At 53.4% G+C, this 26,560-nt stretch carries 24 protein-coding genes and 2 tRNA genes; 25 read left to right on the top strand and 1 reads right to left on the bottom strand.

Annotated elements, in window-relative coordinates; translation table 11 throughout:
• Nucleotides 1-157 precede the first annotated feature (157 nt).
• From cysG to ACJY2L_RS20095, 15 genes are all read left to right on the top strand, one after another.
• Nucleotides 158-1,573: a siroheme synthase CysG gene (gene cysG / locus ACJY2L_RS20165; protein WP_439213875.1), complete on the top strand. Its 1,416-nt coding sequence runs from the start codon at nt 158-160 to the stop codon at nt 1,571-1,573.
• A gap of 9 nt (nt 1,574-1,582) precedes the next feature.
• The gene (gene cysD, locus ACJY2L_RS20160) at nt 1,583-2,491 is read left to right on the top strand and encodes a sulfate adenylyltransferase subunit CysD (protein ID WP_067433215.1); all 909 of its coding nucleotides are present in this window, start codon (nt 1,583-1,585) and stop codon (nt 2,489-2,491) included.
• A gap of 11 nt (nt 2,492-2,502) precedes the next feature.
• Nucleotides 2,503-3,933: a sulfate adenylyltransferase subunit CysN gene (gene cysN / locus ACJY2L_RS20155; protein ID WP_187488677.1), complete on the top strand. Its 1,431-nt coding sequence runs from the start codon at nt 2,503-2,505 to the stop codon at nt 3,931-3,933.
• The gene (cysC, locus tag ACJY2L_RS20150) at nt 3,933-4,538 is read left to right on the top strand and encodes an adenylyl-sulfate kinase (protein WP_187486798.1); all 606 of its coding nucleotides are present in this window, start codon (nt 3,933-3,935) and stop codon (nt 4,536-4,538) included. Before cysN ends, cysC begins: the two co-directional genes overlap by 1 nt.
• 56 nt (nt 4,539-4,594) lie before the next feature.
• A complete protein-coding gene (locus ACJY2L_RS20145) occupies nt 4,595-4,915 on the top strand; it encodes a DUF3561 family protein (RefSeq protein WP_439213876.1) in 321 nt (106 codons plus the stop codon).
• A gap of 150 nt (nt 4,916-5,065) precedes the next feature.
• On the top strand, nt 5,066-5,383 hold the full coding sequence (gene ftsB, locus ACJY2L_RS20140; RefSeq protein WP_067433205.1) for a cell division protein FtsB: 318 nt from the start codon (nt 5,066-5,068) through the stop codon (nt 5,381-5,383).
• Nucleotides 5,383-6,099, top strand: coding sequence for a 2-C-methyl-D-erythritol 4-phosphate cytidylyltransferase (gene ispD, locus ACJY2L_RS20135; RefSeq protein WP_439213877.1), 717 nt, complete (start codon nt 5,383-5,385; stop codon nt 6,097-6,099). The genes ftsB and ispD overlap by 1 nt, the downstream gene beginning before the upstream one ends.
• Nucleotides 6,099-6,578, top strand: a complete 480-nt coding sequence (gene ispF, locus ACJY2L_RS20130) for a 2-C-methyl-D-erythritol 2,4-cyclodiphosphate synthase (RefSeq protein WP_067435491.1) — start codon at nt 6,099-6,101, stop codon at nt 6,576-6,578. The genes ispD and ispF overlap by 1 nt, the downstream gene beginning before the upstream one ends.
• Nucleotides 6,578-7,618, top strand: a complete 1,041-nt coding sequence (gene truD / locus ACJY2L_RS20125; protein WP_439213878.1) for a tRNA pseudouridine(13) synthase TruD — start codon at nt 6,578-6,580, stop codon at nt 7,616-7,618. The genes ispF and truD overlap by 1 nt, the downstream gene beginning before the upstream one ends.
• Before the next feature lie 207 nt (nt 7,619-7,825).
• The gene (gene surE / locus ACJY2L_RS20120) at nt 7,826-8,587 is read left to right on the top strand and encodes a 5'/3'-nucleotidase SurE (protein WP_067433197.1); all 762 of its coding nucleotides are present in this window, start codon (nt 7,826-7,828) and stop codon (nt 8,585-8,587) included.
• Nucleotides 8,581-9,207 (top strand): protein-L-isoaspartate(D-aspartate) O-methyltransferase, encoded by a 627-nt coding sequence (locus tag ACJY2L_RS20115; RefSeq protein WP_439213880.1) that lies wholly within the window; start codon nt 8,581-8,583, stop codon nt 9,205-9,207. Before surE ends, ACJY2L_RS20115 begins: the two co-directional genes overlap by 7 nt.
• Nucleotides 9,208-9,383: 176 nt before the next feature.
• Nucleotides 9,384-10,496 (top strand): murein hydrolase activator NlpD, encoded by a 1,113-nt coding sequence (nlpD, locus tag ACJY2L_RS20110; RefSeq protein ID WP_439213881.1) that lies wholly within the window; start codon nt 9,384-9,386, stop codon nt 10,494-10,496.
• A gap of 50 nt (nt 10,497-10,546) precedes the next feature.
• On the top strand, nt 10,547-11,539 hold the full coding sequence (gene rpoS / locus ACJY2L_RS20105) for an RNA polymerase sigma factor RpoS (protein ID WP_067433193.1): 993 nt from the start codon (nt 10,547-10,549) through the stop codon (nt 11,537-11,539).
• Between the two features lie 411 nt (nt 11,540-11,950).
• Complete coding sequence (locus tag ACJY2L_RS20100; RefSeq protein WP_439213882.1) at nt 11,951-13,264, top strand: MFS transporter; 1,314 nt, start codon at nt 11,951-11,953, stop codon at nt 13,262-13,264.
• 33 nt (nt 13,265-13,297) lie between these two features.
• Complete coding sequence (locus tag ACJY2L_RS20095; protein WP_439213883.1) at nt 13,298-14,053, top strand: GolD/DthD family dehydrogenase; 756 nt, start codon at nt 13,298-13,300, stop codon at nt 14,051-14,053.
• A 98-nt stretch (nt 14,054-14,151) separates the two neighbouring features.
• On the opposite strand, the gene mutS is transcribed toward ACJY2L_RS20095, so the two are convergent.
• Nucleotides 14,152-16,713, bottom strand: a complete 2,562-nt coding sequence (mutS, locus tag ACJY2L_RS20090) for a DNA mismatch repair protein MutS (RefSeq protein ID WP_439213884.1) — start codon at nt 16,711-16,713, stop codon at nt 14,152-14,154.
• Nucleotides 16,714-17,021: 308 nt separating this feature from the next.
• On the opposite strand from mutS, the gene mltB reads away from it, so the two are divergent.
• From mltB to ACJY2L_RS20040, 10 genes are all read left to right on the top strand, one after another.
• A complete protein-coding gene (gene mltB, locus ACJY2L_RS20085) occupies nt 17,022-18,113 on the top strand; it encodes a lytic murein transglycosylase B (protein ID WP_067433182.1) in 1,092 nt (363 codons plus the stop codon).
• A gap of 82 nt (nt 18,114-18,195) precedes the next feature.
• Nucleotides 18,196-18,531 carry a zinc ribbon domain-containing protein YjdM gene (locus ACJY2L_RS20080; protein ID WP_067433179.1) on the top strand — a complete coding sequence of 112 codons (336 nt, stop codon included), beginning with the start codon at nt 18,196-18,198 and terminating at the stop codon, nt 18,529-18,531.
• A gap of 931 nt (nt 18,532-19,462) precedes the next feature.
• On the top strand, nt 19,463-20,242 hold the full coding sequence (tam, locus tag ACJY2L_RS20075) for a trans-aconitate 2-methyltransferase (protein ID WP_439213885.1): 780 nt from the start codon (nt 19,463-19,465) through the stop codon (nt 20,240-20,242).
• Nucleotides 20,243-20,339: 97 nt separating this feature from the next.
• A complete protein-coding gene (pncC, locus tag ACJY2L_RS20070; RefSeq protein ID WP_439213886.1) occupies nt 20,340-20,843 on the top strand; it encodes a nicotinamide-nucleotide amidase in 504 nt (167 codons plus the stop codon).
• A gap of 90 nt (nt 20,844-20,933) precedes the next feature.
• Entirely contained in the window at nt 20,934-22,001 is a 1,068-nt protein-coding gene (gene recA / locus ACJY2L_RS20065) for a recombinase RecA (protein WP_187486805.1), read from the top strand.
• A 245-nt stretch (nt 22,002-22,246) separates the two neighbouring features.
• The gene (locus ACJY2L_RS20060) at nt 22,247-22,765 is read left to right on the top strand and encodes a regulatory protein RecX (RefSeq protein ID WP_067433165.1); all 519 of its coding nucleotides are present in this window, start codon (nt 22,247-22,249) and stop codon (nt 22,763-22,765) included.
• Nucleotides 22,766-22,900: 135 nt separating this feature from the next.
• A complete protein-coding gene (alaS, locus tag ACJY2L_RS20055; protein ID WP_439213888.1) occupies nt 22,901-25,528 on the top strand; it encodes an alanine--tRNA ligase in 2,628 nt (875 codons plus the stop codon).
• Between the two features lie 248 nt (nt 25,529-25,776).
• On the top strand, nt 25,777-25,962 hold the full coding sequence (gene csrA / locus ACJY2L_RS20050) for a carbon storage regulator CsrA (protein ID WP_067433158.1): 186 nt from the start codon (nt 25,777-25,779) through the stop codon (nt 25,960-25,962).
• A 283-nt stretch (nt 25,963-26,245) separates the two neighbouring features.
• Nucleotides 26,246-26,338 (top strand) — tRNA-Ser (locus ACJY2L_RS20045).
• Nucleotides 26,339-26,346: 8 nt separating this feature from the next.
• Nucleotides 26,347-26,423: transfer RNA gene (locus ACJY2L_RS20040), tRNA-Arg, on the top strand.
• Nucleotides 26,424-26,560: the final 137 nt, after the last annotated feature.

Genomic DNA, 26,560 nt, shown 5'->3' with positions numbered 1-26,560 from the left:
GTTGATAAATCATTCCTTAAGCACAAAAAAGCATGTGCTATACCGCGGCGTTATTCCATTTGGGAACTACTCATTCTAATTGGTAATTTCATCTCGTTGAGAGCTGAGACGTATAGTCGCATACAGTTTTGTAATCCTGATAAATAGAAAGGTTGACGTGGACTATCTGCCAATATTTGCCGAGCTGAAAGAAAAGCCGGTGCTGGTTGTCGGTGGCGGCGATATTGCGTCCCGCAAGATTGAACTGTTACGCCGGGCTGGCGCGAAGGTGTTGATTGCTGCACGCGAACTCTGCCCGGAACTGCAGGCGCTGGCAGACGAACAGCAGCTAACCTGGCTGGCAAAGGAGTTTGATGAGGCGCAGCTGGATCACGTCTTCCTGGTGATCGCTGCCACCGACGACAGCGCATTGAACGCCCGCGTTTTTGACGCCGCGAACCAGCGTTATCGCCTGGTAAACGTGGTGGATGACCAACCGAAATGTACCTTTATCTTTCCGTCGATTGTTGATCGCTCGCCGTTAGTGGTGGCGATCTCCTCCAGCGGCACGGCACCGGTTCTGGCGCGCATGCTGCGTGAAAAACTGGAAGCGCTGTTGCCTGCCAACCTTGGCCAGATGGCTGAGGTGGCGGGAAGCTGGCGTAACCGGGTTAAAGCCCGCTTCAGCAAAATGTCCGATCGTCGCCGTTTCTGGGAGCGGGCGTTTAACGGCCTGTTCGCCAGCCAGATGGCGGCGGGCAACGTGCAGGGCGCGGAACAGACACTGGCCGCAGAGCTGGAATCGCCGGGACAACAGCAGGGTGAAATCATTCTTGTCGGTGCCGGGCCAGGCGATGCCGGTTTGCTGACGCTGCGCGGTTTGCAGGTGATGCAGCTGGCAGACGTGGTGCTTTACGATCATCTGGTCAGCGACGAAGTGCTCGATCTGGTCCGTCGCGATGCCGATCGTATTTGCGTCGGTAAACGTGCCGGTGCGCATTCGGTACCGCAGGAAGAGACTAATCAGCTGCTGGTGTCGCTGGCGCTGAAAGGCAAACGGGTTGTGCGTCTGAAAGGCGGCGATCCCTTTATCTTTGGCCGCGGCGGCGAAGAGCTGCAGGCGGCACAGCAGGCAGGTATTCCTTTTCAGGTGGTGCCGGGCATCACCGCGGCCGCAGGTGCAACCGCCTACGCCGGTATTCCGCTGACCCATCGCGATCACGCGCAGAGCGTACTTTTCATTACCGGCCATTGCCGCCCTGATGGCGATGGCATCGACTGGCCATCGCTGGCCAGAGCGCGGCAAACGCTGGCGATTTACATGGGCACGGTGAAAGCGGCTGAAATCAGCGCGCAGCTGATTGCCCATGGACGCAGCGCCTCCACGCCGATCGCGGTGATTGGCCGCGGCACGCGTCAGGATCAGCAGGTGCTGATCGGCACGCTCGAACAATTAGATGAGCTGGCTCGTTCAGCTCCCACGCCAGCGCTATTGGTGATTGGCGAAGTGGTCAATTTGCATCAGCAGCTGGCCTGGTATCAACATTCTGCACAGCAGGTGGTCCGCGAGTCCGCTGTTGTCACTTTGGCTTGAGGAAAAATTATGGACCAAAAACGACTCACCCATTTGCGCCAGCTTGAGGCGGAAAGCATGCATATCATCCGCGAAGTCGCGGCGGAGTTCAGTAATCCGGTGATGATGTATTCCATCGGCAAAGACTCATCGGTGATGCTGCATCTGGCGCGCAAAGCCTTTTTCCCCGGCGCGCTGCCGTTTCCTCTGCTGCACGTTGATACCGGCTGGAAATTCCGTGAGATGTACGAGTTCCGCGATCGCACGGTGAAAAACATCGGCGCTGAGCTGCTGGTGCACCGCAATCCGGAAGGCGTGGCAATGGGCATTAACCCCTTTGTGCACGGCAGCGCCAAGCACACCGATATCATGAAAACCGAAGGGCTGAAGCAGGCGCTGGATAAATACGGGTTTGATGCTGCGTTTGGTGGTGCCCGCCGCGATGAAGAAAAATCGCGTGCCAAAGAGCGCATCTATTCGTTCCGCGATCGCTTCCACCGCTGGGATCCAAAAAACCAGCGTCCGGAGCTGTGGCACAACTACAACGGCCAGGTGAATAAAGGCGAGAGCATCCGCGTGTTCCCGCTCTCCAACTGGACCGAACTGGATATCTGGCAGTACATCTTTCTGGAAAACATTGAGATCGTGCCACTTTACCTGGCGGCTCCGCGCCCGGTGCTGGAGCGCGACGGCATGTTGATGATGATTGATGACGATCGTATCGATCTGCAGCCTGGTGAAGTGATCGAGCAACGTATGGTGCGTTTCCGCACGCTGGGCTGCTGGCCATTAACCGGTGCGGTGGAATCGGAAGCACAGACGCTGCCGGGCATCATCGAAGAGATGCTGGTTTCCACCACCAGTGAGCGTCAGGGCAGGATGATCGATCGCGATCAGGCGGGCTCGATGGAGCTTAAGAAACGCCAGGGTTACTTCTAAGGAGACGCCAGATGAATAACGTTATTGCACAACAAATTGCCGATCAGGGCGGCGTCGAAGCCTGGCTGACCGCACAACAACATAAAAGCCTGCTGCGTTTTCTGACCTGCGGCAGCGTCGATGATGGTAAAAGCACGCTGATTGGTCGCCTGCTGCATGACACGCGGCAAATCTATGAAGACCAGCTCTCTTCGCTGCAAACCGACAGCAAGCGTCACGGTACGCAGGGCGAGAAACTGGATCTGGCGCTGTTGGTAGATGGCCTGCAGGCCGAACGCGAGCAGGGCATTACTATCGACGTGGCGTACCGCTATTTCTCTACCGAAAAGCGTAAATTTATCATCGCTGACACGCCGGGACACGAGCAATATACCCGCAACATGGCCACCGGCGCGTCAACCTGCGATTTGGCTATTCTGCTGATCGATGCGCGTAAAGGCGTGCTGGATCAGACGCGTCGCCACAGCTTTATCTCAACGCTGCTGGGCATCAAGCATCTGATCGTGGCGATTAACAAGATGGATCTGGTGGAGTACAGCCAGGATCGCTTTGAGCAGATCAAACAGGATTATCTCGACTTTGCCGAGCAGCTGCCGGGCGATCTCGACATTCGCTTTGTGCCGATGTCCGCGCTGGAAGGCGATAACGTGGCAACGCAGAGCACCACCATGAATTGGTATAGCGGCCCAACGCTGCTCGACGTGCTGGAAACGGTAGAAGTGAAGCGCATTGTTGAAGCACAGTCGATGCGCTTCCCGGTGCAGTACGTCAACCGTCCTAACCTCGATTTCCGCGGCTATGCCGGTACGCTGGCCTCGGGAACGGTGCGTGTCGGTCAGCGCGTGAAGGTGCTGCCATCGGGTGTGGAATCAAGCGTGGCGCGTATTGTCACCTTTGACGGTGATCTGCAGGAAGCGGCGGCGGGCGAGGCGATTACCCTGGTGTTGAACGATGAAGTCGATATCAGTCGTGGCGATCTGCTGGTGGATGCGGCAACGGCATTGAATGCGGTGCAGGCGGCCTCAGTGGATGTGGTGTGGATGGCGGAAAAAGCGCTGACGCCGGGCCAAAGTTTCGATATCAAGGTCGCAGGCAAGAAAGCACGCGCCCGGGTGGAAAGCATTTCCCATCAGGTTGAGATTAACTCGCTGGAGAAGCACGACGCCAGCAGCCTGCCGCTGAACGGCATCGGCCTGGTTAATCTCACCTTTGATGAGCCGATGGTGCTGGATCCTTATCAGCAAAACCCGGTAACCGGCGGCCTGATCTTTATCGATCGCCTGACCAATGTCACCGTGGGTGCGGGCATGATCCGTGAACCGCAGCAGGGCGGAGAGAGCAGCCATAGCGGCGAGTTCAGCGCGTTTGAGCTGGAGTTGAACGCGCTGGTGCGCCGTCATTTCCCGCACTGGAACGCACGCGATCTGCTGGGCGGCAACTGATGGCGCAGCATGACGAAAATGTTGTCTGGCATGCGCACCCGGTGACGCGCGACGCCCGTGAGCAGCAGCACGGGCACCGCGGCGTGGTGCTGTGGTTTACCGGGCTCTCGGGCTCGGGGAAATCCACCGTTGCCGGTGCGGTTGAAGAGGCGCTGCATCAGGCGGGCGTCAGCAGCTATCTGCTGGATGGCGATAACGTACGTCATGGCCTGTGCAGCGATCTTGGCTTCAGCGACGCCGATCGCAAAGAGAATATTCGTCGTGTCGGTGAAGTGGCAAAGCTGATGGTGGATGCCGGGCTGGTGGTGCTGACGGCGTTTATCTCGCCGCATCGGGCCGAGCGCCAGATGGTGCGTGACACGCTCGACGATGGCCAGTTTATTGAAGTGTTTGTCGATACGCCGTTGGCGATCTGCGAAGCGCGTGATCCCAAAGGGCTGTACAAAAAAGCGCGCGCTGGCGAGCTGCGTAATTTTACCGGCATCGATGCAGTTTATGAGGCGCCAGAGCAGGCAGATATTCATCTGGATGGCGAACAATTGGTAACAAAATTAGCCACACAAGTGTTAGATCTACTGCGAGACCGCGATATCATCCCATCCTGAGTCAGTCACGGCTCGCTTCCGTCTGGCGGGCCGTTACCAGCGTCTACAGGATACCTATGCAAAACATTACTCCCTTGTTGGCACGTAAAGAGGACCGCGAACCGGAAGACCCCGTATGGTCCTTTCCCGGCGGCGTTATCGGCTTTGTATCCTACTGGTGTGCGCTGGCACTGCCTTTCCTGATCTACGGTTCTAATACGCTGTTTTTCTTCCTCTACACCTGGCCATTTTTTCTGGCGCTGTTGCCGGTATCGGTGCTGATCGGCATTGCGCTGAGCCTGATGCTGCGTGGCCGTCTGCTGTGGACGCTGGTCTCTACCGCTGTGGTGGTGGTGTGCCTGTTCTGGCTGCTGTTTACCTTTCTCTCTGGCTGGTAAGCGGTGGAAGCGATGTGGAAACGCGACCGCTGGTTACAAGATCTTTCGCCTCTTTTTACTTCCCCGCTGTGAAAGCCACTCTATTTCACCGTCGTAGTGGAGTCCTGTGTAAAGTTATGGGATGATTGGGCCGTTTTTCAGGGGGCGGTCATGGGAAAACTGACGCTGCTGTTACTTGCTCTACTTGGCTGGCTGCAATATTCGCTCTGGCTGGGCAAGAACGGCCTGCACGATTATACGCGCGTCAATGATGACGTTGCGGTTCAACAGGCGAATAACGCCAAACTTAAAGCGCGAAACGATCAGTTGTTTGCTGAAATCGACGATCTCAACGGCGGTTCGGAAGCCATTGAGGAGCGCGCACGTAACGAACTGGGCATGATTAAGCCCGGTGAGACTTTCTATCGTCTGGTGCCTGACCAGAATCGACGTAATGCGCAGCAATCAGCGCAAAGCCAACAACGCTAATGACCAACAACACCACCTTTCCTGATGTCATTGCCGTGGTTCCGGCAGCTGGCATCGGCAGCCGCATGCAAGCGGAACATCCTAAACAGTACCTGCGCATCGGCCAGCGTACGATCCTCGAACACAGCATTCATAGCCTGCTGGCAGTCCCCGCGGTGAAACAGATCATCGTGGCCATCAGCCCGCAGGATCGCTGGTTTCCGCAGCTGCCGCTGGCGCAGGATCCGCGCATTATAGTGGTCACTGGCGGTTCAGAGCGCGCTGACTCTGTGCTGGCGGGCCTGCAGATGGCGGCCGGTTATCACTGGGTACTGGTGCATGACGCGGCGCGGCCCTGTCTGCATCAGGACGATCTGACGCGCCTGCTGGCGATTACCCATCACAGTAAAACCGGCGGCATTCTGGCCGCGCCGGTGCGTGACACCATGAAGCGCTCGGAGCCGGGTCAGGCCGCGATTGCCCATACCGTGGAACGTAACGATCTGTGGCATGCGCTGACGCCGCAGCTGTTTCCGCTTGAGCTGCTGCGCAGCTGCCTGACGCGCGCACTGCAGGAAGGTGCCATCATCACCGATGAAGCCTCGGCGCTGGAATATTGTGGTTATCATCCGGAGCTGGTGGTCGGACGCAGTGACAATATCAAAGTCACGCGGCCGGAAGATTTGGCACTGGCGAATTTCTATCTGACAGAATTATCCAATAAGGAGAGCGCATGATGCGTATCGGACAGGGTTTTGATGTGCACGCTTTTGGTGGCGAAGGCCCGCTGGTTATTGGCGGCGTGCGCATTCCTTTTGAGCACGGTTTTATTGCGCACTCAGATGGCGATGTGGCGCTGCATGCGCTGACCGACGCGCTGCTGGGCGCCGCGGCGATGGGGGATATTGGCAAGCTTTTCCCCGATACCGATCCCGCTTTCAAAGGTGCTGACAGCCGCGGCCTGCTGCGTGAAGCCTGGCGACGTATTGCCGCAAAAGGCTATCGCCTGGGCAACGTCGATGTGACCATTATTGCGCAGGCGCCGAAAATGCTGCCGCACGTGCCGCAGATGCGCATCAACATTGCCGAAGATCTGGGCTGCCACATGGATGACGTCAATGTCAAAGCCACCACCACCGAGAAGCTGGGCTTTACCGGTCGTGGCGAAGGGATCGCCTGCGAGGCAGTGGCGCTGATTTTCAAGGCTGACGCATAATGAATATGGCGCAACTGGGCTGGCTGCACGGGCAACCTGCGGGCAGCGGCCAGCTTAAAACCAGCGCAGACGATTTCGTGGTGGTGGAAGACTTGGGCTATCAGCCGGACGGCGATGGCGAACAGCTGCTGGTGCGCCTGCGAAAAACCGGCTGCAATACCCGCTTTGTGGCGGATGCGCTGGCGAAATTTGTTGGTATTCATCCGCGTGATGTCAGCTTTGCTGGCATGAAAGATCGCCATGCCGTTACCGAACAGACCTTTTGCCTGCGCGTGCCGGGTAAAGATATGCCGGTAATGAGCGGCTTTGTGCTGGAAGGCGTCGATATTCTGCAGGTCGATCGTCACCGCCGTAAAATTCGTACGGGTGCGCTGGCGGGAAACCGTTTTCGGCTGATGATTCGCCAGATTGGCGATCGCGCTGACGTTGAGTCCAGATTAAAGCAGATTGAGCAGGCGGGCGTGCCCAACTATTTCGGTCCGCAGCGCTTTGGCCACGGCGGCAATAATGTGCTGATGGCGCAGCGCTGGGCGCGCAATGAGATTCAGGTGCGTGAACGTCCTAAACGCAGCTTTTTCCTCTCGGCTGCCCGCAGCGCCATGTTCAATCAGGTCACCAGCGATCGGCTGCAGCAGCTCGGCCTGATGCAGGTAGTAAATGGCGATGCGTTGCAGCTTACCGGCCGCGGCAGCTGGTTTGTCGCACAGCAGGAAGAGCTGCCCGCGCTGCAACAGCGCGTAGAGCAACATGAGCTGCGCATTACCGCGCCGTTGCCTGGCAGCGGCAACGCCGGTACTACCGACAGCGCGCTGCTGTTTGAGCAGCAGTGTCTCGCTGCCGAAGGCGAATTGCTGGCGCTGTTGCAGCGCGAGAGGGTGGAAGCAGCGCGTCGTGCGATGCTGGTGGTGCCAGGCGATTTTCAGTGGCGCTGGTGGGACGATGCCACGCTGGAGTTGAGTTTCTGGCTACCGGCTGGCAGTTTTGCCACCGCGGTAGTCCGCGAGCTGGTGAATGCCCCGGCGTCCGAGGTGGATGAGTAAACACCTGAGTTCGGTGGTCCTTTTTTCCGCAGGGCCACCGTCTGTCACAATGAATAGTCTAATTACGTCTACCACTTCCCGACGCCGCCCGCTAGAATGCCATTATCTTTACATTTCTGCTGTGACGAAATAAGCACACTAAATTGCTGCAAACACAACAGCTTGCTGTCTGTGCTGTCTGGCGATTAGGGTTAAGGTTGGAATTTGATGCGAATTTTGCTGAGCAATGATGATGGCATTCATGCACCGGGCATTCAGACACTGGCGAAAGCGCTGTCTGCGATTGCGGAGGTGCAAATCGTGGCGCCCGATCGCAATCGCAGTGGCGCATCCAATTCACTGACGCTGGAAACCGCACTGCGCACGTTCAGCTATCCGAATGGCGATATTGCTGTGCAAAACGGTACCCCAACCGACTGCGTGTTTTTAGGCGTGAATACGCTGATGCGCCCGCGGCCAGACATTGTGGTTTCGGGCATCAATGCCGGGCCTAACCTCGGCGATGATGTGATCTACTCCGGCACGGTGGCCGCCGCCATGGAAGGGCGCCATCTCGGCTTGCCAGCGTTGGCAGTATCTCTCAATGGCCATCAGCATTATGACACCGCCGCGGCGGTGACCTGCTCACTGTTGAAGGCGCTACAGCAAACGCCGCTGCGCACCGGGCGCATTCTGAACATCAACGTGCCGGATTTGCCGCTGGATCAGATTAAAGGCATTCGTGTTACCCGTTGTGGCAGCCGCCATCCCGCCGATCAGGTGATTCCACAGCAGGATCCGCGTGGCGAAACGCTTTACTGGATCGGCCCACCCGGCGCGCAGCAGGATGCTGGCCCCGACACCGACTTCGCTGCGGTTGATGAGGGCTATGTATCGGTAACCGCACTGCATGTTGATTTGACTGCGCACGGTGCTCAACAGGTGGTGGCTGACTGGCTGGATGTTGCCGGAGTCGACAAAAAATGGTGAGTAAACGCATCGAAACGCTGCTGACCCAGCTGCGCGCGCAGGGCATTCACGATGAGCGCCTGTTGCTGGCTATCGGTGATGTGCCGCGTGAGAAATTTGTCGATGAGGCGTTTGAGCACAAAGCCTGGGAAAATGTGGCGCTGCCGATCGGCTCCGGCCAGACCATTTCGCAGCCTTACATGGTAGCGAAAATGACCGAACTGCTGGAGCTGAAGCCAACATCGCGCGTATTGGAGATTGGCACCGGCTCTGGCTACCAGACCGCCATTCTGGCGCACCTGGTCGAGCATGTCTGCTCAGTGGAGCGGATTAAGGGCTTACAGTGGCAGGCGAAGCGTCGGCTCAAGCAGCTCGATCTGCATAATGTGTCCACGCGTCATGGTGACGGCTGGCAGGGCTGGGCGGCGCGCGGGCCGTTTGATGCGATTATCGTTACCGCCGCACCGCCTGAAATTCCGCATGATTTAATGGCGCAACTCGATGATGGCGGCATTCTGGTGCTGCCGGTCGGTGAAGACCAGCAGGTACTGCAGCGTATTCGTCGCGCTGGCGATGAATTCCTGGCAGATATTATCGAACCTGTGCGCTTTGTCCCGCTGGTGAGGGGCGAACTGGCATAATCCTCTTCATTCTTAACGCCTAAAAGCATTTCTATACAACTGACTCATGGCACCCGTGGTGCGATATTGCTAGTATCTCTTCTTCTCATCTACCTGTTGTAGATTGAGCGCGCTGCACTTACCTTTCTCGCGGCGCTGAAACCGCATTCAATATCGTTTTGCTACACGGGGGATTAATGAGCACGGGAAGCCCACTATTTACTTTGCGCCGAATTGCGGCGGTTTCACTGATTGGATGTTGGTTGACGGGATGTTCTTCTGGTGACAATACCCAGGCTCCTATCAGCCAGGTTGGCGGTAACGGCGATAATGCCATGAGCGGCGGCGCTTCTGCGCCAGTGCAGTCCAGCGGCGGCATGATGAACGGCACGGTGCCTGCGCAACCACGCAGCGGCATGATGACTAATTCTGCTCCGCGCAGCACGCCTATGACTACCGCGCCACAGAACAGCAATATGTCCACGGATAATGGTCGTATTGTGTACAATCGCAGTTACCAGAATATTCCGAAAGGTAGCTACGGCAACAATACCTATACCGTTAAACACGGCGATACGCTGTTCTATATCGCCTGGATTACCGGCAATGATTACCGCGATCTGGCGCAGCGTAACAACCTGCCAACCCCTTATGCGCTGAGCGTCGGACAGACCTTGCAGGTCAGCAATGGCACCGGTCAGCCGATTACCGGAGGCAATACGGTAACCGCAGCAGATGCAACGCAAAATACCGTACCGGTTCAGCCGCAAAACAAACCAACAGCTGTTGCACAGCAACCCGTAATTACGTATTCTGAGGATTCAGGTAAATCTACTGGTGGCAGAATGTTGCCATCGTCAGGAACAAATGTTGCTTCGACGACAGTTCCGGTTACCGCTCCGCCGACGGTTAGCAGCACAACAACCAGTTCAACGCCCGTGGGAAGCTGGCGTTGGCCAACCGACGGCAAGATCATCGATAACTTCTCCTCCTCAGAAGGTGGAAACAAAGGGATCGATATCGCTGGTTCTCGTGGGCAACCTGTTGTCGCCACCGCCTCCGGGCGTGTGGTATATGCAGGCAACGCTTTGCGAGGCTACGGTAACTTAATCATTATTAAACATAACGACGATTACCTGAGTGCTTATGCTCATAACGATTCCATGCTGGTCCGGGAGCAACAGGATGTTAAAGCCGGTCAGAAGATTGCTACCATGGGCAGTACGGGCACAAGTTCAGTAAGATTACATTTTGAAATTCGTTACAAGGGGAAATCCGTAAACCCGTTGCGTTATTTGCCGCAGCGATAATCCAGCAGAGCCATAGTGCTTTGCTGTTGGATCACGGGTAGGAGCCGCTTATGAACCAGAATACGCTAAAAGTTAACCAGTCACATGAAGACGCGGAGTTCGATGAGAACGGAGCTGAGATTTTTGATGAGAAGGCTCTTGTCGAAAACGAACCTGGTGATAACGATGTAGCTGAAGAAGAGTTGCTATCACAGGGCGCGACACAACGTGTGCTCGATGCAACTCAGCTTTATCTCGGTGAGATCGGCTATTCTCCGCTTCTGACGGCAGAGGAAGAAGTTTTCTTTGCCCGACGCGCACTTCGTGGCGACGTGCCATCACGCCGTCGCATGATTGAGAGTAACTTACGCTTGGTAGTGAAGATTGCCCGCCGTTACAGCAATCGTGGTCTGGCACTGCTTGACCTGATTGAAGAAGGTAACCTGGGTTTAATCCGCGCCGTTGAGAAGTTTGACCCGGAAAGAGGGTTCCGTTTCTCGACTTACGCTACCTGGTGGATTCGTCAGACGATTGAACGGGCGATCATGAATCAAACCCGTACCATCCGCCTGCCGATTCACATTGTTAAAGAACTGAATGTTTATCTGCGTACTGCGCGTGAGCTTTCGCACAAGCTTGATCATGAGCCAAGTGCCGAAGAGATCGCGGAGCAGCTCGATAAACCGGTTGAGGATGTCAGCCGTATGCTGCGTCTCAACGAACGTATTACTTCGGTAGACACGCCGCTGGGTGGTGACTCAGAGAAAGCGCTGCTGGATATTCTGGCCGATGAGAAAGACAACGGTCCGGAAGACACCACGCAGGACGATGACATGAAACAGAGCATCGTTAAGTGGCTGTTTGAACTGAACGCTAAGCAGCGCGAAGTTCTGGCACGTCGTTTCGGTTTGCTTGGTTATGAAGCTGCTACGCTGGAAGATGTGGGTCGCGAAATCGGCCTGACCCGCGAGCGCGTTCGTCAGATTCAGGTTGAAGGTCTGCGCCGTCTGCGTGAGATTCTTCAGGCACAGGGTCTGAGCATTGAAGCGCTGTTCCGCGAGTAATCGTTTACATTTCTTTAAATAACACAAAGAGCGGTGGCTGATGCCTCCGCTTTTTTTATGGCTGCTGCACGGACTTTTAACCAACGTTTGCCTCTTTCGGAACTTCTTTTCACTTCAACATGCCCATTCATTTTTCTCCTTCTGGCGCTATCTGGCACTAATCAACGCTTTTCAGACTTTATTGACACTCTGCAAAAATGCCGCACAACACCACATGATCTTCACATTATTGCCGTTCATTTAATTCTGCTGGCAATGATGCCAACGTTTTTAATTCCACTCTGTGACATTTTCATCTGCGCTTAGCGCTGACTGATTTCAGCCAGCTACACATCGCAATGAAAAGGGAAACGCAGATGAGACATCAACTCAACGCGATCCTTTGCATAACCTGCTTATGGGGATCGACTTATGAATGTAATTAAAGAAAATCGGGCATCCGGACAGTCACGGGTTATTTTCGGCATGCCGATATCCCTGTTTTGGGGCTATGTGGCTATCGCCATATTTATGACCGGTGATGGCATCGAACTGGCTTATCTGTCGCGTTATCTGTTTGACGCCGGATACGGTGAAAAAGAGATCTCCCTGGTTTTCACGCTTTATGCGCTGACTGCGGCCATTTCAAGCTGGCTTTCGGGCGGCATCAGCGAAATATACGGCCCTAAAAAGATCATGTTAATTGGGGTGGTGAGTTGGATCGTCTTACATACCATCTTTGTCCAGTTCGGCATTACCGGAAATAATTACCTGCTGATTCTGCTGAGCTACAGTCTGCGTGGCTTTGCCTATCCGCTCTTCTTTTACGGTTTTTATGTACTGGTTGTGCAGCAAACGCCAGCACATCGACTCGCTTCGGCAACGGGTTGGATCTGGTCAATGTTTACCATTGGATATGGCATTACCGCCTCTTTCCTGTCGGGAATTACCGTACCGCTGTATGGTTTTATCAATACGCTGTGGCTCTCATTAGCCTTTGCTGCGGTTGGCGGCATTATCGTTTTCTTTTGCGTCAAAGCTCCGGCTCAGGATACGGAAAAGCCACTGACTTTGCCGCCGCGCCAAAAATTCGGTGAGATAAGTAAAGGCATCACGCTTATTTTTGAAGATGTCAGCATTTCACTGGCGTTGATTATGCGCATTCTCTGCAACGTCACGCTTTTTGGCTTTCCCATCTTTATGCCGATTTTGTTTACCAAAGAAGCAGGCTATACCTCAGAGCAATGGGCATGGATTTGGGGGATTTTCTTTCTTGTGCAACCGGTGACCAACGTGCTGTGGGGAATTATTGGTGACCGCATAGGCTGGATTTATCAGATGCGCTGGTTTGGCTTTTTTGGTAGTGCCATTACCACGACTGCTTTCTGTTTTCTGCCGCTGTTCTTCCCGGGCAACATGCTGGTCGCCACCTTCTGCGCGCTGCTGCTGGCACTGACGCTCACCTCTTTTGTGCCGATGGGCGCCATCTTTCCGATGCTGGCACCGAAACATAAAGGGGCTGCGGTTTCCGTACAAAATCTGGGCGGTGGATTGGGCAATTTGATCGGGCCTGCTATTGCCACCTTTATGTTCAGCCTTTCGTTCAGTATGCAGAGCGTCGTTATCGCATTCTCACTTTTATATCTCTTTGGCGGAGTGTTGACGTTTTTTATTCGCGATCCACAGCCTGCAGCCAAAGAAGAACATGCCCGAGCGTCAGCGGAATACCACTCTGAAGCACCATGAGCCGGGTTTAACGATTTAAACACAGTATAAGGAATGAGCATGTCAGCCTCTCTATTTTCTTTGAAAGGGCAGGTCGCCGTAATTACCGGCGCTGCATCAGGTATTGGTTACGCAATTGCCACACAGCTAAGCGCTGCCGGTGCGCAGGTTGCAATGGTGGACCGCGCAGACAACGTAGAGCAATGTGCTGCTGAAATTGGCGCAGGTGCGCGCGGGTATCGGTTTGATCTACAGGAGCTGGATAAGATAGATAATTTGATTTCTGCCATCATCGATGATTATGGTCAGATTGATATTCTGGTTAACAACGCTGGCATCGGTATTCTGGAGCCGATGGGTGAGGTCACGCAGCCAAGCTGGGATGCGACATTGTTGATAAATCTCACCGCGCCATTTTTCCTTGCTCAGCGCTGCGGCCATGATATGAAAACACGCCAGTATGGACGAATTATTAATATTGCCTCACAAGCCAGCGTTATCGCCCTTGAAAATCATGCGGCATATTGCACCAGTAAGGCTGGTGTCGTGGCATTTACCAAAGTGATTGCTGCGGAGTGGGGGCCGTTTGGGATTACCGCGAATGCTATTTCACCCACCGTGGTGGAGACAGAATTGGGTAAGCGTTACTGGCATGGTGAACGTGCGGCTGAGATGAAACGAAAAATCCCTGGCCGACGATTTGCTTCAACTGACGAAATTGCTGCTGCCGTGCTGTATCTCAGCAGTGGCGCAGCGGGCATCATTAATGGTGAGAACCTGATTGTGGATGGTGGCTATTCAATCATTTAAACGCCCGGCGTAATCCAGAACCGGAAAGGCATCCGGTGCTGTTACGCTGCTGAAAAGCAGTCTGCGCATAGCCTTAGCCACTATGCGTAGACGTCAAATCAGACCAGCGACTTAAGACGATAAATCCACTCCAGCGCCTGTCGCGGTGATAGCGTATCGGGATCGAGCGCCTCAAGAGCCTCAACAGCAGGTGAGGTCTCCTCTGCCAACAACGGCAGTTGTGGGCCATCAGCAGCCGTAGCGCCAGCATGTACAGAGAGCGTTTCCAACTCTTTAAGCTTTTGCCGGGCCCGCTTGATCACCTCTTTTGGCACGCCAGCCAGCGCGGCAACGGCGAGGCCGTAACTCTTACTGGCGGCGCCATCCTGCACGCTGTGCATAAAGGCGATAGTGTCACCGTGCTCTACCGCATCAAGATGAACATTAGCAACGCCTTCCATAATTTCAGGCAGGGTAGTTAGCTCAAAATAGTGAGTAGCGAACAGCGTCATGGCCTTGATGCGATTTGCCAGGTTTTCAGCACAGGCCCAGGCTAATGACAGCCCGTCATAGGTGGACGTACCACGGCCGACCTCATCCATCAGCACCAAACTGTTTTCTGTCGCATTGTGCAGAATATTAGCGGTCTCGGTCATCTCAACCATAAACGTCGAGCGACCAGACGCTAAATCGTCCGCCGCGCCAACGCGGGTAAAAATGCGATCAACAGGACCAATTTCAACTTTTTCAGCCGGGACAAAGCTGCCGATGTAAGCCATCAGCGTGATTAACGCTGTTTGGCGCATGTAGGTGCTTTTACCGCCCATGTTAGGGCCGGTAATCACCAGCATACGTCGCTGCGGTGAAAGCTTAACCGGGTTAGCGATAAAGGGGTCTTTGGTTACCTGCTCTACAACGGGATGACGACCGTTAGTAATGGTAATACCGGCTTTTTCGCTTATTACCGGACGACAGTAGTTAAGCGTCCACGCGCGTTCGGCAAGGTTAGCCAGCACGTCAAGCTCGGCCAACGCCGCCGCGCTGAGCTGCAATGCTTCCAGGTGCGGTAACAACAGATCGAACAGCTCATCGTATAACGCTTTTTCCAGCGACAGCGCTTTGCCTTTCGAGGTAAGAACTTTATCCTCATGCTCTTTTAGTTCAGGGATAATGTAGCGCTCGGCATTTTTCAGCGTCTGTCTGCGCATGTAATGCATAGGGACAAGATGACTCTGGCCGCGGCTAACCTGAATGTAATAGCCGTGAATAGCATTGAAGCCCACTTTCAGGCTATCAAGCCCCAGCTTTTCCCGCTCGCGGATCTCCAGCTGATCAAGGTAATCCGTTGCGCCATCGGCCAGCGCACGCCATTCATCCAGTTCGGCATTATAGCCCGGCGCAATCACACCGCCGTCACGAATCAGCACCGGCGGGGATTCAATAATGGCGCGCTCAAGCAGCGTTCTCAGTTCAACAAATTCACCCATCTGCTGTTTTAGCTGCTGGAGATGTTCAGATTCTACACTTTCAAGCTGCTGATTCAGTTCAGGAAGCTGCTGAAAAGCGTGACGCATACGTGCCAGATCGCGTGGCCGAGCCGTACGCAGAGCCAGACGAGCGAGAATGCGTTCCAGGTCGCCCACCTGGCGCAAAACCGGCTGCAGTTCGCCTGCTTTGTCCTGCAACTGCTCAATGCTTTCCTGACGGTGGGTAATTACCCGGCTGTCACGTACTGGCATATGCAGCCAGCGCTTCAGCATGCGGCTTCCCATTGGCGTAACGGTTTTATCAAGTATCGACGCCAGGGTATTTTCAATGCCGCCCGCAAGATTTTGGGTGATTTCAAGATTACGGCGCGTTGCCGCATCCATAATAATGCCGTCCTGTTCACGCTGCATGGTTAATGAGCGAATATGCGGCAGAGACGTTCGTTGCGTATCTTTGACATACTGCAGCAGACAGCCCGCCGCGCGCAGTGCAAGATGGGCCTGTTCAACGCCAAAACCACTTAAATCGCGGGTGCCAAACTGCATATTCAGCTGCTGGCGCGCGGTATCAATTTCAAATTCCCACAGCGGTCGACGCCGTAACCCACGGCGGTTTTCCACCAGCTCTTTAGCCGGAAAATCTTCCGGGTAGAGCAATTCAGCCGGATTGGTCCGCTGCAGTTCAGCAGCCATGGTATCGAGATCGGAAGGCTCACACAGACGAAAGCGCCCGGAGCTGATATCCAACGTGGCATAGCCAAAGCCGCGCTGGCTTTGAAAAATGGCCGCCAGCAAATTATCCTGGCGCTCCTGTAGCAGCGCTTCATCGCTGATGGTGCCGGGCGTAACGATGCGCACAACTTTGCGCTCAACTGGACCTTTGCTCAGTGCCGGATCGCCAATTTGCTCACAAATGGCCACCGATTCGCCTAAGTGCACCAGCTTAGCGAGATAGTTCTCGACCGCATGATAGGGCACGCCAGCCATCGGTATCGGCTCACCAGCGGAGGCACCGCGTTTGGTCAGCGATATTTCCAGCAGTTGCGAAGCACGTTTGGCATCGTCATAAAACAGTTCGTAAAAATCACCCATGCGATAGAACAAAAGGATGTCCGGATGGGCGGCTTTCAGCCGCAGATACTGCTGCATCATCGGCGTGTGGGTGCTGAAGTCCGTTTGATTTGTTGCTGTCATACTGATTTTACTCAACGTTGATTCTTCCCGGTACGGCAAATGGATACGCAGCGGCTGCGTAGCGTAATAGGCGATGTTAACACTTTGCCCGAACGGCTTCACCCGTCGATAAAGATGTGACCATAGCAGAGGGAAATGACGCGGACTTAACGATATTTGTACCTCTGATACGGCGCTGCGGCAGGCCTCGCAAAAGCGATTCGAATGGAAACGTAAATTTAAGGCTGGCGGGTGGATTAGCACTATAAGTCACTGCCTTGAAAGATTAACATGGTGCTAAATTTCACCGCTAAACAGATGGGTTCTTAATGCGTTTCAAGGTTGCTTTACTTTCTCTTACTGTCTTACTCGCCGCTTGTAGCAGCCATTCAAAAAATCAAAAACAGGCCGATCAGGAAGGAAAAGCGCCGGCACCAAAAGGCGGTTTTTTGCTTGATCGCGAGCACAACGTACAGCCACTGTTTGGGGATTTTGCCGGTAATCCTGCAGCCGATCGCTTTGTCGATATGATGGTGCAAAAGCACGGCTTCGATCGCGCTCAACTACAGGCGGTGATTGGCCAGGCGAAAAAGCTGGATTATGTTTTGCGCCTGATGGATCGACAGGCACCGTCCTATACGCCGCCAACCGGGCCTAACGGCGCCTGGATTCGCTACCGCAACAAGTTTATTACGCCGGATAATGTGCCGAATGGCGTGGCGTTCTGGAATCAATATCAGGATGCGCTGGAACGTGCACGTCAGCAATATGGCGTGCCGCCGGAAATCATCGTTGGCATCATTGGCGTGGAAACACGCTGGGGCCGGGTGATGGGCAAAACGCGCCTTCTGGATGCGCTGGCTACGCTCTCTTTCAGCTATCCTCGCCGCGCAGAATATTTCAGCAGCGAACTGGAAACTTTCCTGCTGATGGCGCGTAGTGAGCAGGACGATCCGCTGGATCTGCGCGGCTCTTATGCTGGCGCAATGGGATACGGCCAGTTTATGCCATCTTCCTTCAAACAGTATGCCGTCGATTTCAACAACGATGGTCATATTAATCTGTGGGATCCGGTCGATGCGATAGGCAGCGTTGCTAACTACTTTAAAGCACACGGCTGGGTGGCGGGCGGTGGCGTTGCGGTGCCCGCGAGCGGACAGGCGCCCGCGCTGGAAAACGGCTTTAAAACCCGTTATACCCCGGCGATGCTGCAGGCTGCCGGGCTGGTACCGCAAGGCTCGCTGGAAGGTAATCAACAGGTCAGCCTGTTACGTCTGGATGTAGGCACCAGCTATCAATACTGGTATGGCCTGCCTAACTTCTACGTGATTACTCGCTATAACCACAGCACCCATTACGCCATGGCGGTATGGCAGCTGGGCGAGGCGGTAGGCAAAGCGCGAAGTAACAATCCGTTTTAACGCTATCCTTAGTAAAGGTAAGGTTATAAGATGGGCGCCGTTTTGAGGCGCTCTCTTTTTTTGTCTTTATCAGGAGTCTTTTATGTCTTTACCTCCGTGCCCACAATGCCAGTCAGAATATAGCTGGCAGGATGGCGATAACCTTAATTGTCCTGAGTGTGGGCATATCTGGTCGCCAGGCGACGCGTCGGCAAACGAGGACGCGCTGGTCGTCCGTGACGCTAATGGCAATTTGTTAGCTGATGGTGATGCTGTGACCGTCGTGAAAGATTTAAAAGTTAAAGGCAGCTCGTCGACGCTGAAAATTGGTACGCGCGTAAAAAGCATTCGGCTGGTTGAAGGCGACCACAATATCGATTGCAAAATCGATGGCTTTGGGCCGATGAAGCTCAAGTCTGAGTTCGTGAAAAAAGGCTGAGTGTTGCCTGCCTGCATTGTTGTAAAAAACAATGCGACAACCTGGCGCTGCCTGTCGGCGCTGAGTTGCCCGCCAACATTGCATGACATTGGATATGGTGCCGATACACAATGTCACTGCGGCTTTAACCAATTATTAATGGCTTAAATCGCCAGCCTGCCAATTTTTAGCTGAAGCTCCATCAGTGATACAGTCTCATTTGCATGTCACGTCCGCTAATAACGACGCAATAAAATTATCTAAGCCACCAATATTTCTCAATGTCACTCATCATTAGTGCGTAGCCGGTATTCATCGCCGCCAATAATATGCCGCTATTGAAGCGTCACTTTCTGGCTGTTCAATAGTCTGATTAGATATGACATGCCATCAGCAAAATCGTTGATGCCAGTGAAGCCATACTCAGTAGCTACAGCGAGAGCATGATGAAAGGTAACAGGCAAACTCCGGACTAGTGTCGCCGTTCACGATAATAAAAGCCGTTGATGAGGGACAAAATGCGGCACTGCCATTGCGGCATTATCGCCGTTGAATGATGCGTAACAGGTAAGCGTAGTCTGTGGTTGATACCAGTAGATGCTGTAAAGTTTAATGACTCTCCATCACGTTGGCAGGACACACGCAGCACCAGATATTAAGGCTGTATTCGCGCGGTAAACTTACTGATGTAATGTCAGCCTCAGGGCCTCGTTTCGATGCAGTATGGCGGCCAGACAATACGCCAGGCCGGGCAATTCAGCTTGGTAAATGGCGTGACAGACGTCAGAGACGTTGTAAACGAGGCGAGCTACTACGCGATAATATTGCCGGGTGATATTCAAGTTACCAGCGACGACCGATGCTCAGTTTGGCGTTCAGTAAGAAGGTGCCACGCTGCTCTTTTTGACCGTTGGTCTATTGCGTTCATATTTAGTTAACTCAGAGGTGGCCGATGAAAAGTGACTGGGATCCTTCGCTGTACCGTCAGTTTGAAAATGAGCGTACTCGCCCGGCGCATGAGCTACTTACTCGCATCACACTCGAACGGCCGAACCATATTACCGATCTCGGTTGTGGTCCCGGCAACAGTACGGCGTTGTTGGCTCAAAAATGGCCTGCAGCCAAAGTGGTTGGGCTGGATAATTCACCTGCCATGCTGGAACAGGCGGTACAACGATTACCGCAGTGCGCATTTGAACTGGCTAATATCAGCACATGGCGAGCCCGTCAGCCCCAGGACCTGATTTATGCCAACGCTTCTCTTCAATGGCTGACGCAACACGAACAGCTAATCCCGCACCTGCTGGCACAGCTGGCTCCAGGCGGCGTGCTGGCTATTCAAATGCCGGACAATCTTCAGGAACCTTCTCATCGTGCGATGCGCGACGTGGCCGGGTTACCTCAATTCAGCGATAAAATTGGCGATGCAACCAGCGTGCGGGCTGAGCTATTAAGCACCGAGGGTTACTACGATCTGTTAACCACCAACGAAGCGACCGCCGATATCTGGCGTACGACCTATTACCATGTCATGCCATCGGTAGATGCTATTATTGACTGGTTGAGAGCCACCGGGCTGAGGCCCTTTCTGGCACCGTTATCAGCGCAAGAACAAGCGCAGTTTTTGTCGCTTTATCGCCGTGAGCTGACACAACATTATCCGCTACGTGCCAATGGCACCGTGTTATTGGCTTTTCCACGTCTCTTTTTAGTGGCTACCCGCGGCGGCTGACTCTGGAAAGCGTGTCACAACACTGGCGATTTGCAGTAAGAGGGATTATCCCAGGGCTTAATTTATTGATAAGGTTAGCGCGCTAAAGGAGAGGGCGATGATTTCAGATAGGGTATTAAGCGAGTTAAGCGAGCAGACAGGCAAAGAATTGTTGAGGCTTCAACGGCAGGTCACGGCCGCTGAATCCTGCACTGGCGGCTGGATAGCCAAGGTATTCACCGATATCTCCGGCAGTTCGGCGTGGTTTGAACGCGGCTTTGTGACCTACAGTAATGAAGCAAAACAGCAAATGTTAGGGGTCAGTGCCGCATCGCTGAACACCTTCGGCGCCGTAAGCGAAGCGGTTGTTCGTGAAATGGCCAGCGGTGCGCTTGCCGCAGCTCACGCTGACTACGCTATATCAGTCAGTGGCATCGCGGGGCCAGATGGCGGCACGCAGGAAAAACCGGTGGGCACAGTCTGGTTTGGCTTTGCCAGCGCAGCAGGAGAAGTCGCCGCGATAAGCCAGCATTTTCAGGGGGATAGAGAAGCGGTACGCCGTCAGTCGGTCGCATTTTCCCTTAATTACCTGCTGAATGAATTTCTTAAAAATAGCGCTTGATACTGTATGATTATACAGTATAATTATTGCCAACAGAGACAGAGCGAAGCATCGTTGAGTATGCTTTATCCCGCATGATTAGGAGTAAAAATGGCTATTGACGAAAACAAACAAAAGGCTTTGGCTGCAGCACTGGGTCAGATTGAAAAGCAATTTGGCAAAGGCTCCATCATGCGTCTGGGTGAAGACCGTTCGATGGATGTGGAAACCATTTCCACAGGTTCGCTTTCACTCGACATCGCTTTAGGTGCCGGTGGCCTGCCAATGGGGCGTATCGTTGAGATTTATGGCCCGGAATCATCAGGTAAAACCACATTGACTCTGCAGGTGATTGCTTCCGCGCAGCGCAAGGGCAAAACCTGTGCATTTATCGATGCTGAGCACGCCCTTGATCCGATCTATGCCAAAAATCTGGGCGTGGATATCGACAACCTGCTGTGTTCTCAGCCAGATACGGGCGAGCAGGCACTGGAAATTTGTGATGCACTGGCACGCTCAGGCGCTGTTGATGTCATCATTATTGACTCCGTTGCTGCCCTGACGCCAAAAGCTGAGATTGAAGGTGAAATCGGCGACTCTCACATGGGCCTTGCGGCACGTATGATGAGCCAGGCCATGCGTAAGCTGGCCGGTAACCTGAAACAGTCGAACACGCTGCTGATCTTCATCAACCAGATTCGTATGAAAATCGGTGTAATGTTTGGTAACCCGGAAACCACCACCGGTGGTAACGCGCTGAAGTTCTATGCTTCTGTTCGTCTGGACATCCGTCGTATTGGTGCCATTAAAGAAGGCGACAACGTGGTGGGTAGCGAAACACGCGTTAAAGTGGTTAAAAACAAAATTGCTGCGCCGTTTAAGCAGGCTGAATTCCAGATCATGTACGGCGAAGGTATCAATACCTTTGGCGAGCTGGTGGACCTTGGCGTGAAGCATAAGCTGATCGAAAAAGCGGGTGCATGGTACAGCTACAATGGCGATAAAATTGGGCAGGGTAAGGCGAATTCCAGCAATTTCCTTAAAGAAAACCCAGCCGTTGCCAATGAGATTGAAGCGAAACTGCGTGACATGCTGCTGAACAACCCAACCGCAGGTGCTGCTGAGAAAGCCAGCAATGAGCCAGCAGATGCAACCAGCGACAGCGAAGAAGATTTTTAATTAAGTGAAAGGAGCAGCCTGGCTGCTCCTTGTTCACGATACTTTCTGAGCGTATTCTTTATTTTTCTGCTCATTGACGGCTGCCAGGCCCGATTATAACTTCCCACTTAGTTGTATCCTTAAACGTCCTTACTCTTCCCGTTTTATCCCGGCACAATCTGCCACAGAACCCACAGCAGAGCGCACTTCGGCTAAAAGCATAGCGTTTTGCTACCCTTGTAATTTACAACCGGTATCGGACACATATGACTGACTCAACCCCAGCCCCTGCATCGCGCAATCAATTCTCTCGCCTGCTGGATAAGGTGACCCGTATCCTGGCGCAGCGCGATCACAGCGAAGCAGAAGTGCGGCGAAAGATTGCTTTATCTGTTCAGCGTGCTGCCTTTTTAAAAGAAGCGGCGCCTGAGCCTATTGATGAAGATGCGCTTGAGAAGGTTATCCTCTGGTGTCATGAGCATGACTGGCTGAACGATGCGCGCTTTGCTCAGCGATTTATTGCCAGCCGAAGCCGCAAAGGCTATGGCCCTCAACGCATTCGCATGGAACTGACCCAAAAGGGCATAAATCGCGAGCAATCTGAACAGGCATTTGAAGCCTGCGAAATTGACTGGGCAACTCAAGCTTATGATATTGCAGAACGTAAATTTGGCCTGCCGTTTCCTGTGGAATGGAAGGAGAAAGCCAAAGTGCAGCGATTTTTACAGGCTCGCGGCTTTTTTAGCGAGGATATCCAGGCGGTTTTCAGAAATTTCGATGAGTGAAGGCAATGGGGTTTTACTTCCCCCTGAAGAATATTTATCTTATTCCCACTTTGTTGGTCTTTTGGCATGCAACAGTGACAAAAAGCTACGTTGCTCAAGAGATAAAACGTTCGTTAGCGTAATTCCAGGATATTTATGAGCAAGAGCACTGCTGAGATACGCCAAGCGTTTCTCGACTTTTTTCACAGTAAGGGACACCAGGTTGTAGCCAGCAGCTCCCTTGTCCCTAATAACGATCCGACGTTGTTATTTACCAATGCCGGTATGAACCAGTTCAAGGATGTTTTTCTTGGGCAGGACAAGCGCAACTACTCGCGCGCGACCACGTCGCAGCGCTGCGTGCGTGCCGGCGGCAAACATAATGATTTAGAAAATGTTGGCTATACCGCGCGTCATCACACTTTCTTTGAAATGCTGGGCAATTTCAGCTTCGGCGATTACTTCAAGCAGGAAGCGATCGCTTTCGCATGGGAACTCCTGACAGGCGATGAGTGGTTTCGTCTGCCAAAAGATCGTCTGTGGGTAACCGTTTATGAAACGGATGATGAAGCCTTTGAAATCTGGGAAAAAGAGATCGGTATTCCCCGCGAACGCATCATCCGTATCGGCGATAACAAAGGCAGCGCCTACGCTTCTGATAACTTCTGGCAAATGGGTGATACCGGCCCTTGCGGTCCCTGCACTGAAATTTTCTACGATCATGGCGATCATATCTGGGGCGGACCGCCGGGCAGCGCTGAAGAAGATGGCGATCGTTACATTGAGATCTGGAATATCGTCTTCATGCAGTTCAATCGCCAGCCTGATGGCACGATGTTACCGTTGCCCAAACCTTCGGTAGATACCGGTATGGGCCTGGAGCGTATTACCGCCGTGCTGCAGCACGTCAACTCCAACTACGAAATTGATCTGTTCCAGCAGCTCATTAAAGCGGTGGCAGACGTGACCGGCGCAACCGATCTGAGTAATAAATCGCTGCGGGTCATTGCCGACCATATTCGTTCCTGTGCTTTCCTGATTGCTGACGGCGTTGTTCCCTCTAATGAGAACCGTGGCTATGTGCTGCGCCGCATCGTGCGCCGTGCAGTACGTCATGGCAACATGCTGGGCGCTCAGGGTACCTTCTTCTATAAGCTGGTTGCACCGCTTATCGCCGTGATGGGCGCCGCTGGGGATGAATTACAACGCCAGCAGTCTCAGGTTGAGCAAATCCTTAAATCTGAAGAAGAGCAGTTTGCCAAAACCCTCGAACGTGGCCTGGCGCTACTGGACGAAGAGTTGGCCAAGCTTCAGGGTGACACGCTTGATGGCGAAACCGTTTTCCGCCTGTACGACACCTTTGGTTTCCCTGCGGATTTGACGGCGGATGTTTGCCGCGAGCGAAATCTAAAAATTGACGAAGCGGGCTTTGAGCAGGCGATGGAGCAGCAGCGTCAGCGGGCACGTCAGGCCAGCGGTTTTGGTACTGATTACAGCAATGTTATTCAGATCGATCGCGCTTCAGCGTTCAAAGGTTATGACAATCTGGCGCTGGACGCCGAGATCGCCGCTATCTTTATCAATGGCGAATCGGTCAATGAGATTTCTGCCGGTCAGGAAGGCGTTATCGTGCTGGATGAAACGCCTTTCTATGGCGAGTCTGGCGGCCAGGTAGGGGATACCGGCGTGCTGAAAAGCGCTAACGCAGAGTTTCACGTTGCCGATACGCAGAAGTATGGCCAGGCAATTGGTCACAGTGGCAAGCTCGCTTCAGGCCACCTGCGCGTTGGCCAGCATATCGCCGCGGAAGTAGACGAAAATCGCCGCGCCCGTATTCGTCTGAATCATTCTGCAACACATTTACTGCATGCTGCTTTACGCCAGGTGTTGGGCACGCATGTTGCGCAGAAAGGCTCACTGGTTAACGATAAATACCTGCGCTTTGATTTCTCGCATTCAGAAGCGATGAAAGCGGATGAAATTCGTCGTGTTGAAGATATCGTCAATGCACAAATTCGCCGCAACCTCCCGATCGAAACCAACATTATGGATTTAGAGGCCGCGAAGGCTAACGGAGCCATGGCGCTGTTTGGTGAGAAGTACGATCAGCGGGTACGCGTTTTATCGATGGGCGATTTCTCCACCGAACTCTGTGGCGGTACGCATGCTTCACGTACCGGCGATATCGGTCTGGTGAGGATTACCTCAGAATCTGGTACTGCGGCTGGCGTACGCCGTATTGAAGCCGTTACCGGCGAAGCGGCTCTGGCTGAGGTACATGCGCAGAGCGAGCAGCTGCAGGAGATTGCTCAGTTGGTAAAAGCCAACAGCAGCAACCTGAATGAGAAGGTACGCGGCGTGGTTGAGCACATCAAAGTGCTTGAGAAGACGCTGCAACAGCTGAAAGACCAACAGGCTGCGCAAGAGAGTGCATCGATCAGCAGCCAGGCCATTGACGTAAAAGGCACTAAGCTGCTGGTCAGTCAGTTGAACGATGTTGATCCTAAGCTGCTACGTACCATGGTTGATGATTTAAAAAATCAGCTGGGATCAGCCATTATCGTTTTGGCAACGGTTGCCGATAACAAAGTTGCGCTGATTGCCGGTGTTACCAAAGACTTAACCGACCGTGTGAAAGCCGGTGAGCTGATTGGCGTCGTTGCGCAGCAGGTAGGCGGTAAAGGCGGTGGTCGACCGGATATGGCGCAGGCAGGGGGCAGCGACGTTCAGGCTCTTCCAGCGGCATTAGCTGGCGTCGAGAGTTGGGTATCAGCGAAGTTATAATGCGATAAAAAATGCTCGGTTAAAAAGCGCCTGCGGCTATTGCTCAGGCGCTTTTTAATACGATATGCAGAGTCAATGACAAAGTCAGGCTGATGTAGTGTATTTCGGCTAAACTAACTATCAGCGGAATGTATTGGCGCGACGAAGAGCTGTATTGTATTTGTCTTAGTCTACGTTTAGCGTTATATGATGGATAATGCCGGGAGTCCAAACAGACCCGACTCTTTTAATCTTTCAAGGAGCAAAGAATGCTTATTCTAACTCGTCGAGTTGGTGAAACCCTCATGATCGGTGATGAGGTGACTGTAACGGTGCTGGGGGTTAAAGGTAACCAGGTTCGCATTGGTGTTAATGCGCCAAAAGAAGTATCGGTTCACCGTGAAGAGATATATCAGCGCATTCAGGCTGAGAAAACTCAGCAAACAAGTTTCTAACGGATTCAGCGTCTCGCTCGCCGTAGCGAGGCGCTACCGCTTTGCCTGAATTTCCACTTTCCCCGCTTTTTCACTGTTCTTTATTTTCACTCGCCGGCCCTTGCTTGATGTTGATAAATCATTCTTTTTGCCGTCAAATTGCACTGATTGAGTGGTAAGTGTTCAATCAAACAATCCCTTTGAAAAATTGTTTGACTTATAAGTGCGGGAAAGTAATATGTGCGCCACGCAGTGCCGATGAGCGGAAACAAAGTTCAAAAGCACAGTTCGTCAGAACGCGTATGGTGAGGTGGCCGAGAGGCTGAAGGCGCTCCCCTGCTAAGGGAGTATGCGGTCAAAAGCTGCATCGAGGGTTCGAATCCCTCCCTCACCGCCATTTCTGATGCATCCGTAGCTCAGCTGGATAGAGTACTCGGCTACGAACCGAGCGGTCGGAGGTTCGAATCCTCCCGGATGCACCATGATAATTTCCGCAAGTTGAGTGTTCTCTTCTGGCAGTATTTCCTCAGGCAGTGACAGTTCTCCCCATGTGAAGATTTTACAATGCATCCGTAGCTCAGCTGGATAGAGTACTCGGCTACGAACCGAGCGGTCGGAG

The sequence above is a fragment of the Duffyella sp. Ts4 genome (assembly GCF_051851875.1).
In the GTDB taxonomy this organism is placed as follows: domain Bacteria; phylum Pseudomonadota; class Gammaproteobacteria; order Enterobacterales; family Enterobacteriaceae; genus Duffyella; species Duffyella gerundensis.
The sequence above is the reverse complement of the archived record's forward strand: the minus strand, read 5'-3'. Positions and strand labels throughout refer to the sequence as shown.

Excerpts from the sequence above, each read along its gene's own strand:
- cysD (WP_067433215.1), top strand. The coding sequence starts at position 1,583 with ATGGACCAAAAACGACTCACCCATTTGCGCCAGCTTGAGGCGGAAAGC.
- cysN (WP_187488677.1), top strand. The coding sequence starts at position 2,503 with ATGAATAACGTTATTGCACAACAAATTGCCGATCAGGGCGGCGTCGAA.
- cysC (WP_187486798.1), top strand. The coding sequence starts at position 3,933 with ATGGCGCAGCATGACGAAAATGTTGTCTGGCATGCGCACCCGGTGACG.
- ACJY2L_RS20145 (WP_439213876.1), top strand. The coding sequence starts at position 4,595 with ATGCAAAACATTACTCCCTTGTTGGCACGTAAAGAGGACCGCGAACCG.
- ftsB (WP_067433205.1), top strand. The coding sequence starts at position 5,066 with ATGGGAAAACTGACGCTGCTGTTACTTGCTCTACTTGGCTGGCTGCAA.
- ispD (WP_439213877.1), top strand. The coding sequence starts at position 5,383 with ATGACCAACAACACCACCTTTCCTGATGTCATTGCCGTGGTTCCGGCA.
- ispF (WP_067435491.1), top strand. The coding sequence starts at position 6,099 with ATGCGTATCGGACAGGGTTTTGATGTGCACGCTTTTGGTGGCGAAGGC.
- truD (WP_439213878.1), top strand. The coding sequence starts at position 6,578 with ATGAATATGGCGCAACTGGGCTGGCTGCACGGGCAACCTGCGGGCAGC.
- surE (WP_067433197.1), top strand. The coding sequence starts at position 7,826 with ATGCGAATTTTGCTGAGCAATGATGATGGCATTCATGCACCGGGCATT.
- ACJY2L_RS20115 (WP_439213880.1), top strand. The coding sequence starts at position 8,581 with ATGGTGAGTAAACGCATCGAAACGCTGCTGACCCAGCTGCGCGCGCAG.
- nlpD (WP_439213881.1), top strand. The coding sequence starts at position 9,384 with ATGAGCACGGGAAGCCCACTATTTACTTTGCGCCGAATTGCGGCGGTT.
- rpoS (WP_067433193.1), top strand. The coding sequence starts at position 10,547 with ATGAACCAGAATACGCTAAAAGTTAACCAGTCACATGAAGACGCGGAG.
- ACJY2L_RS20100 (WP_439213882.1), top strand. The coding sequence starts at position 11,951 with ATGAATGTAATTAAAGAAAATCGGGCATCCGGACAGTCACGGGTTATT.
- ACJY2L_RS20095 (WP_439213883.1), top strand. The coding sequence starts at position 13,298 with ATGAGCATGTCAGCCTCTCTATTTTCTTTGAAAGGGCAGGTCGCCGTA.
- mutS (WP_439213884.1), bottom strand. The coding sequence starts at position 16,713 with ATGACAGCAACAAATCAAACGGACTTCAGCACCCACACGCCGATGATG.
- mltB (WP_067433182.1), top strand. The coding sequence starts at position 17,022 with ATGCGTTTCAAGGTTGCTTTACTTTCTCTTACTGTCTTACTCGCCGCT.
- ACJY2L_RS20080 (WP_067433179.1), top strand. The coding sequence starts at position 18,196 with ATGTCTTTACCTCCGTGCCCACAATGCCAGTCAGAATATAGCTGGCAG.
- tam (WP_439213885.1), top strand. The coding sequence starts at position 19,463 with ATGAAAAGTGACTGGGATCCTTCGCTGTACCGTCAGTTTGAAAATGAG.
- pncC (WP_439213886.1), top strand. The coding sequence starts at position 20,340 with ATGATTTCAGATAGGGTATTAAGCGAGTTAAGCGAGCAGACAGGCAAA.
- recA (WP_187486805.1), top strand. The coding sequence starts at position 20,934 with ATGGCTATTGACGAAAACAAACAAAAGGCTTTGGCTGCAGCACTGGGT.
- ACJY2L_RS20060 (WP_067433165.1), top strand. The coding sequence starts at position 22,247 with ATGACTGACTCAACCCCAGCCCCTGCATCGCGCAATCAATTCTCTCGC.
- alaS (WP_439213888.1), top strand. The coding sequence starts at position 22,901 with ATGAGCAAGAGCACTGCTGAGATACGCCAAGCGTTTCTCGACTTTTTT.
- csrA (WP_067433158.1), top strand. The coding sequence starts at position 25,777 with ATGCTTATTCTAACTCGTCGAGTTGGTGAAACCCTCATGATCGGTGAT.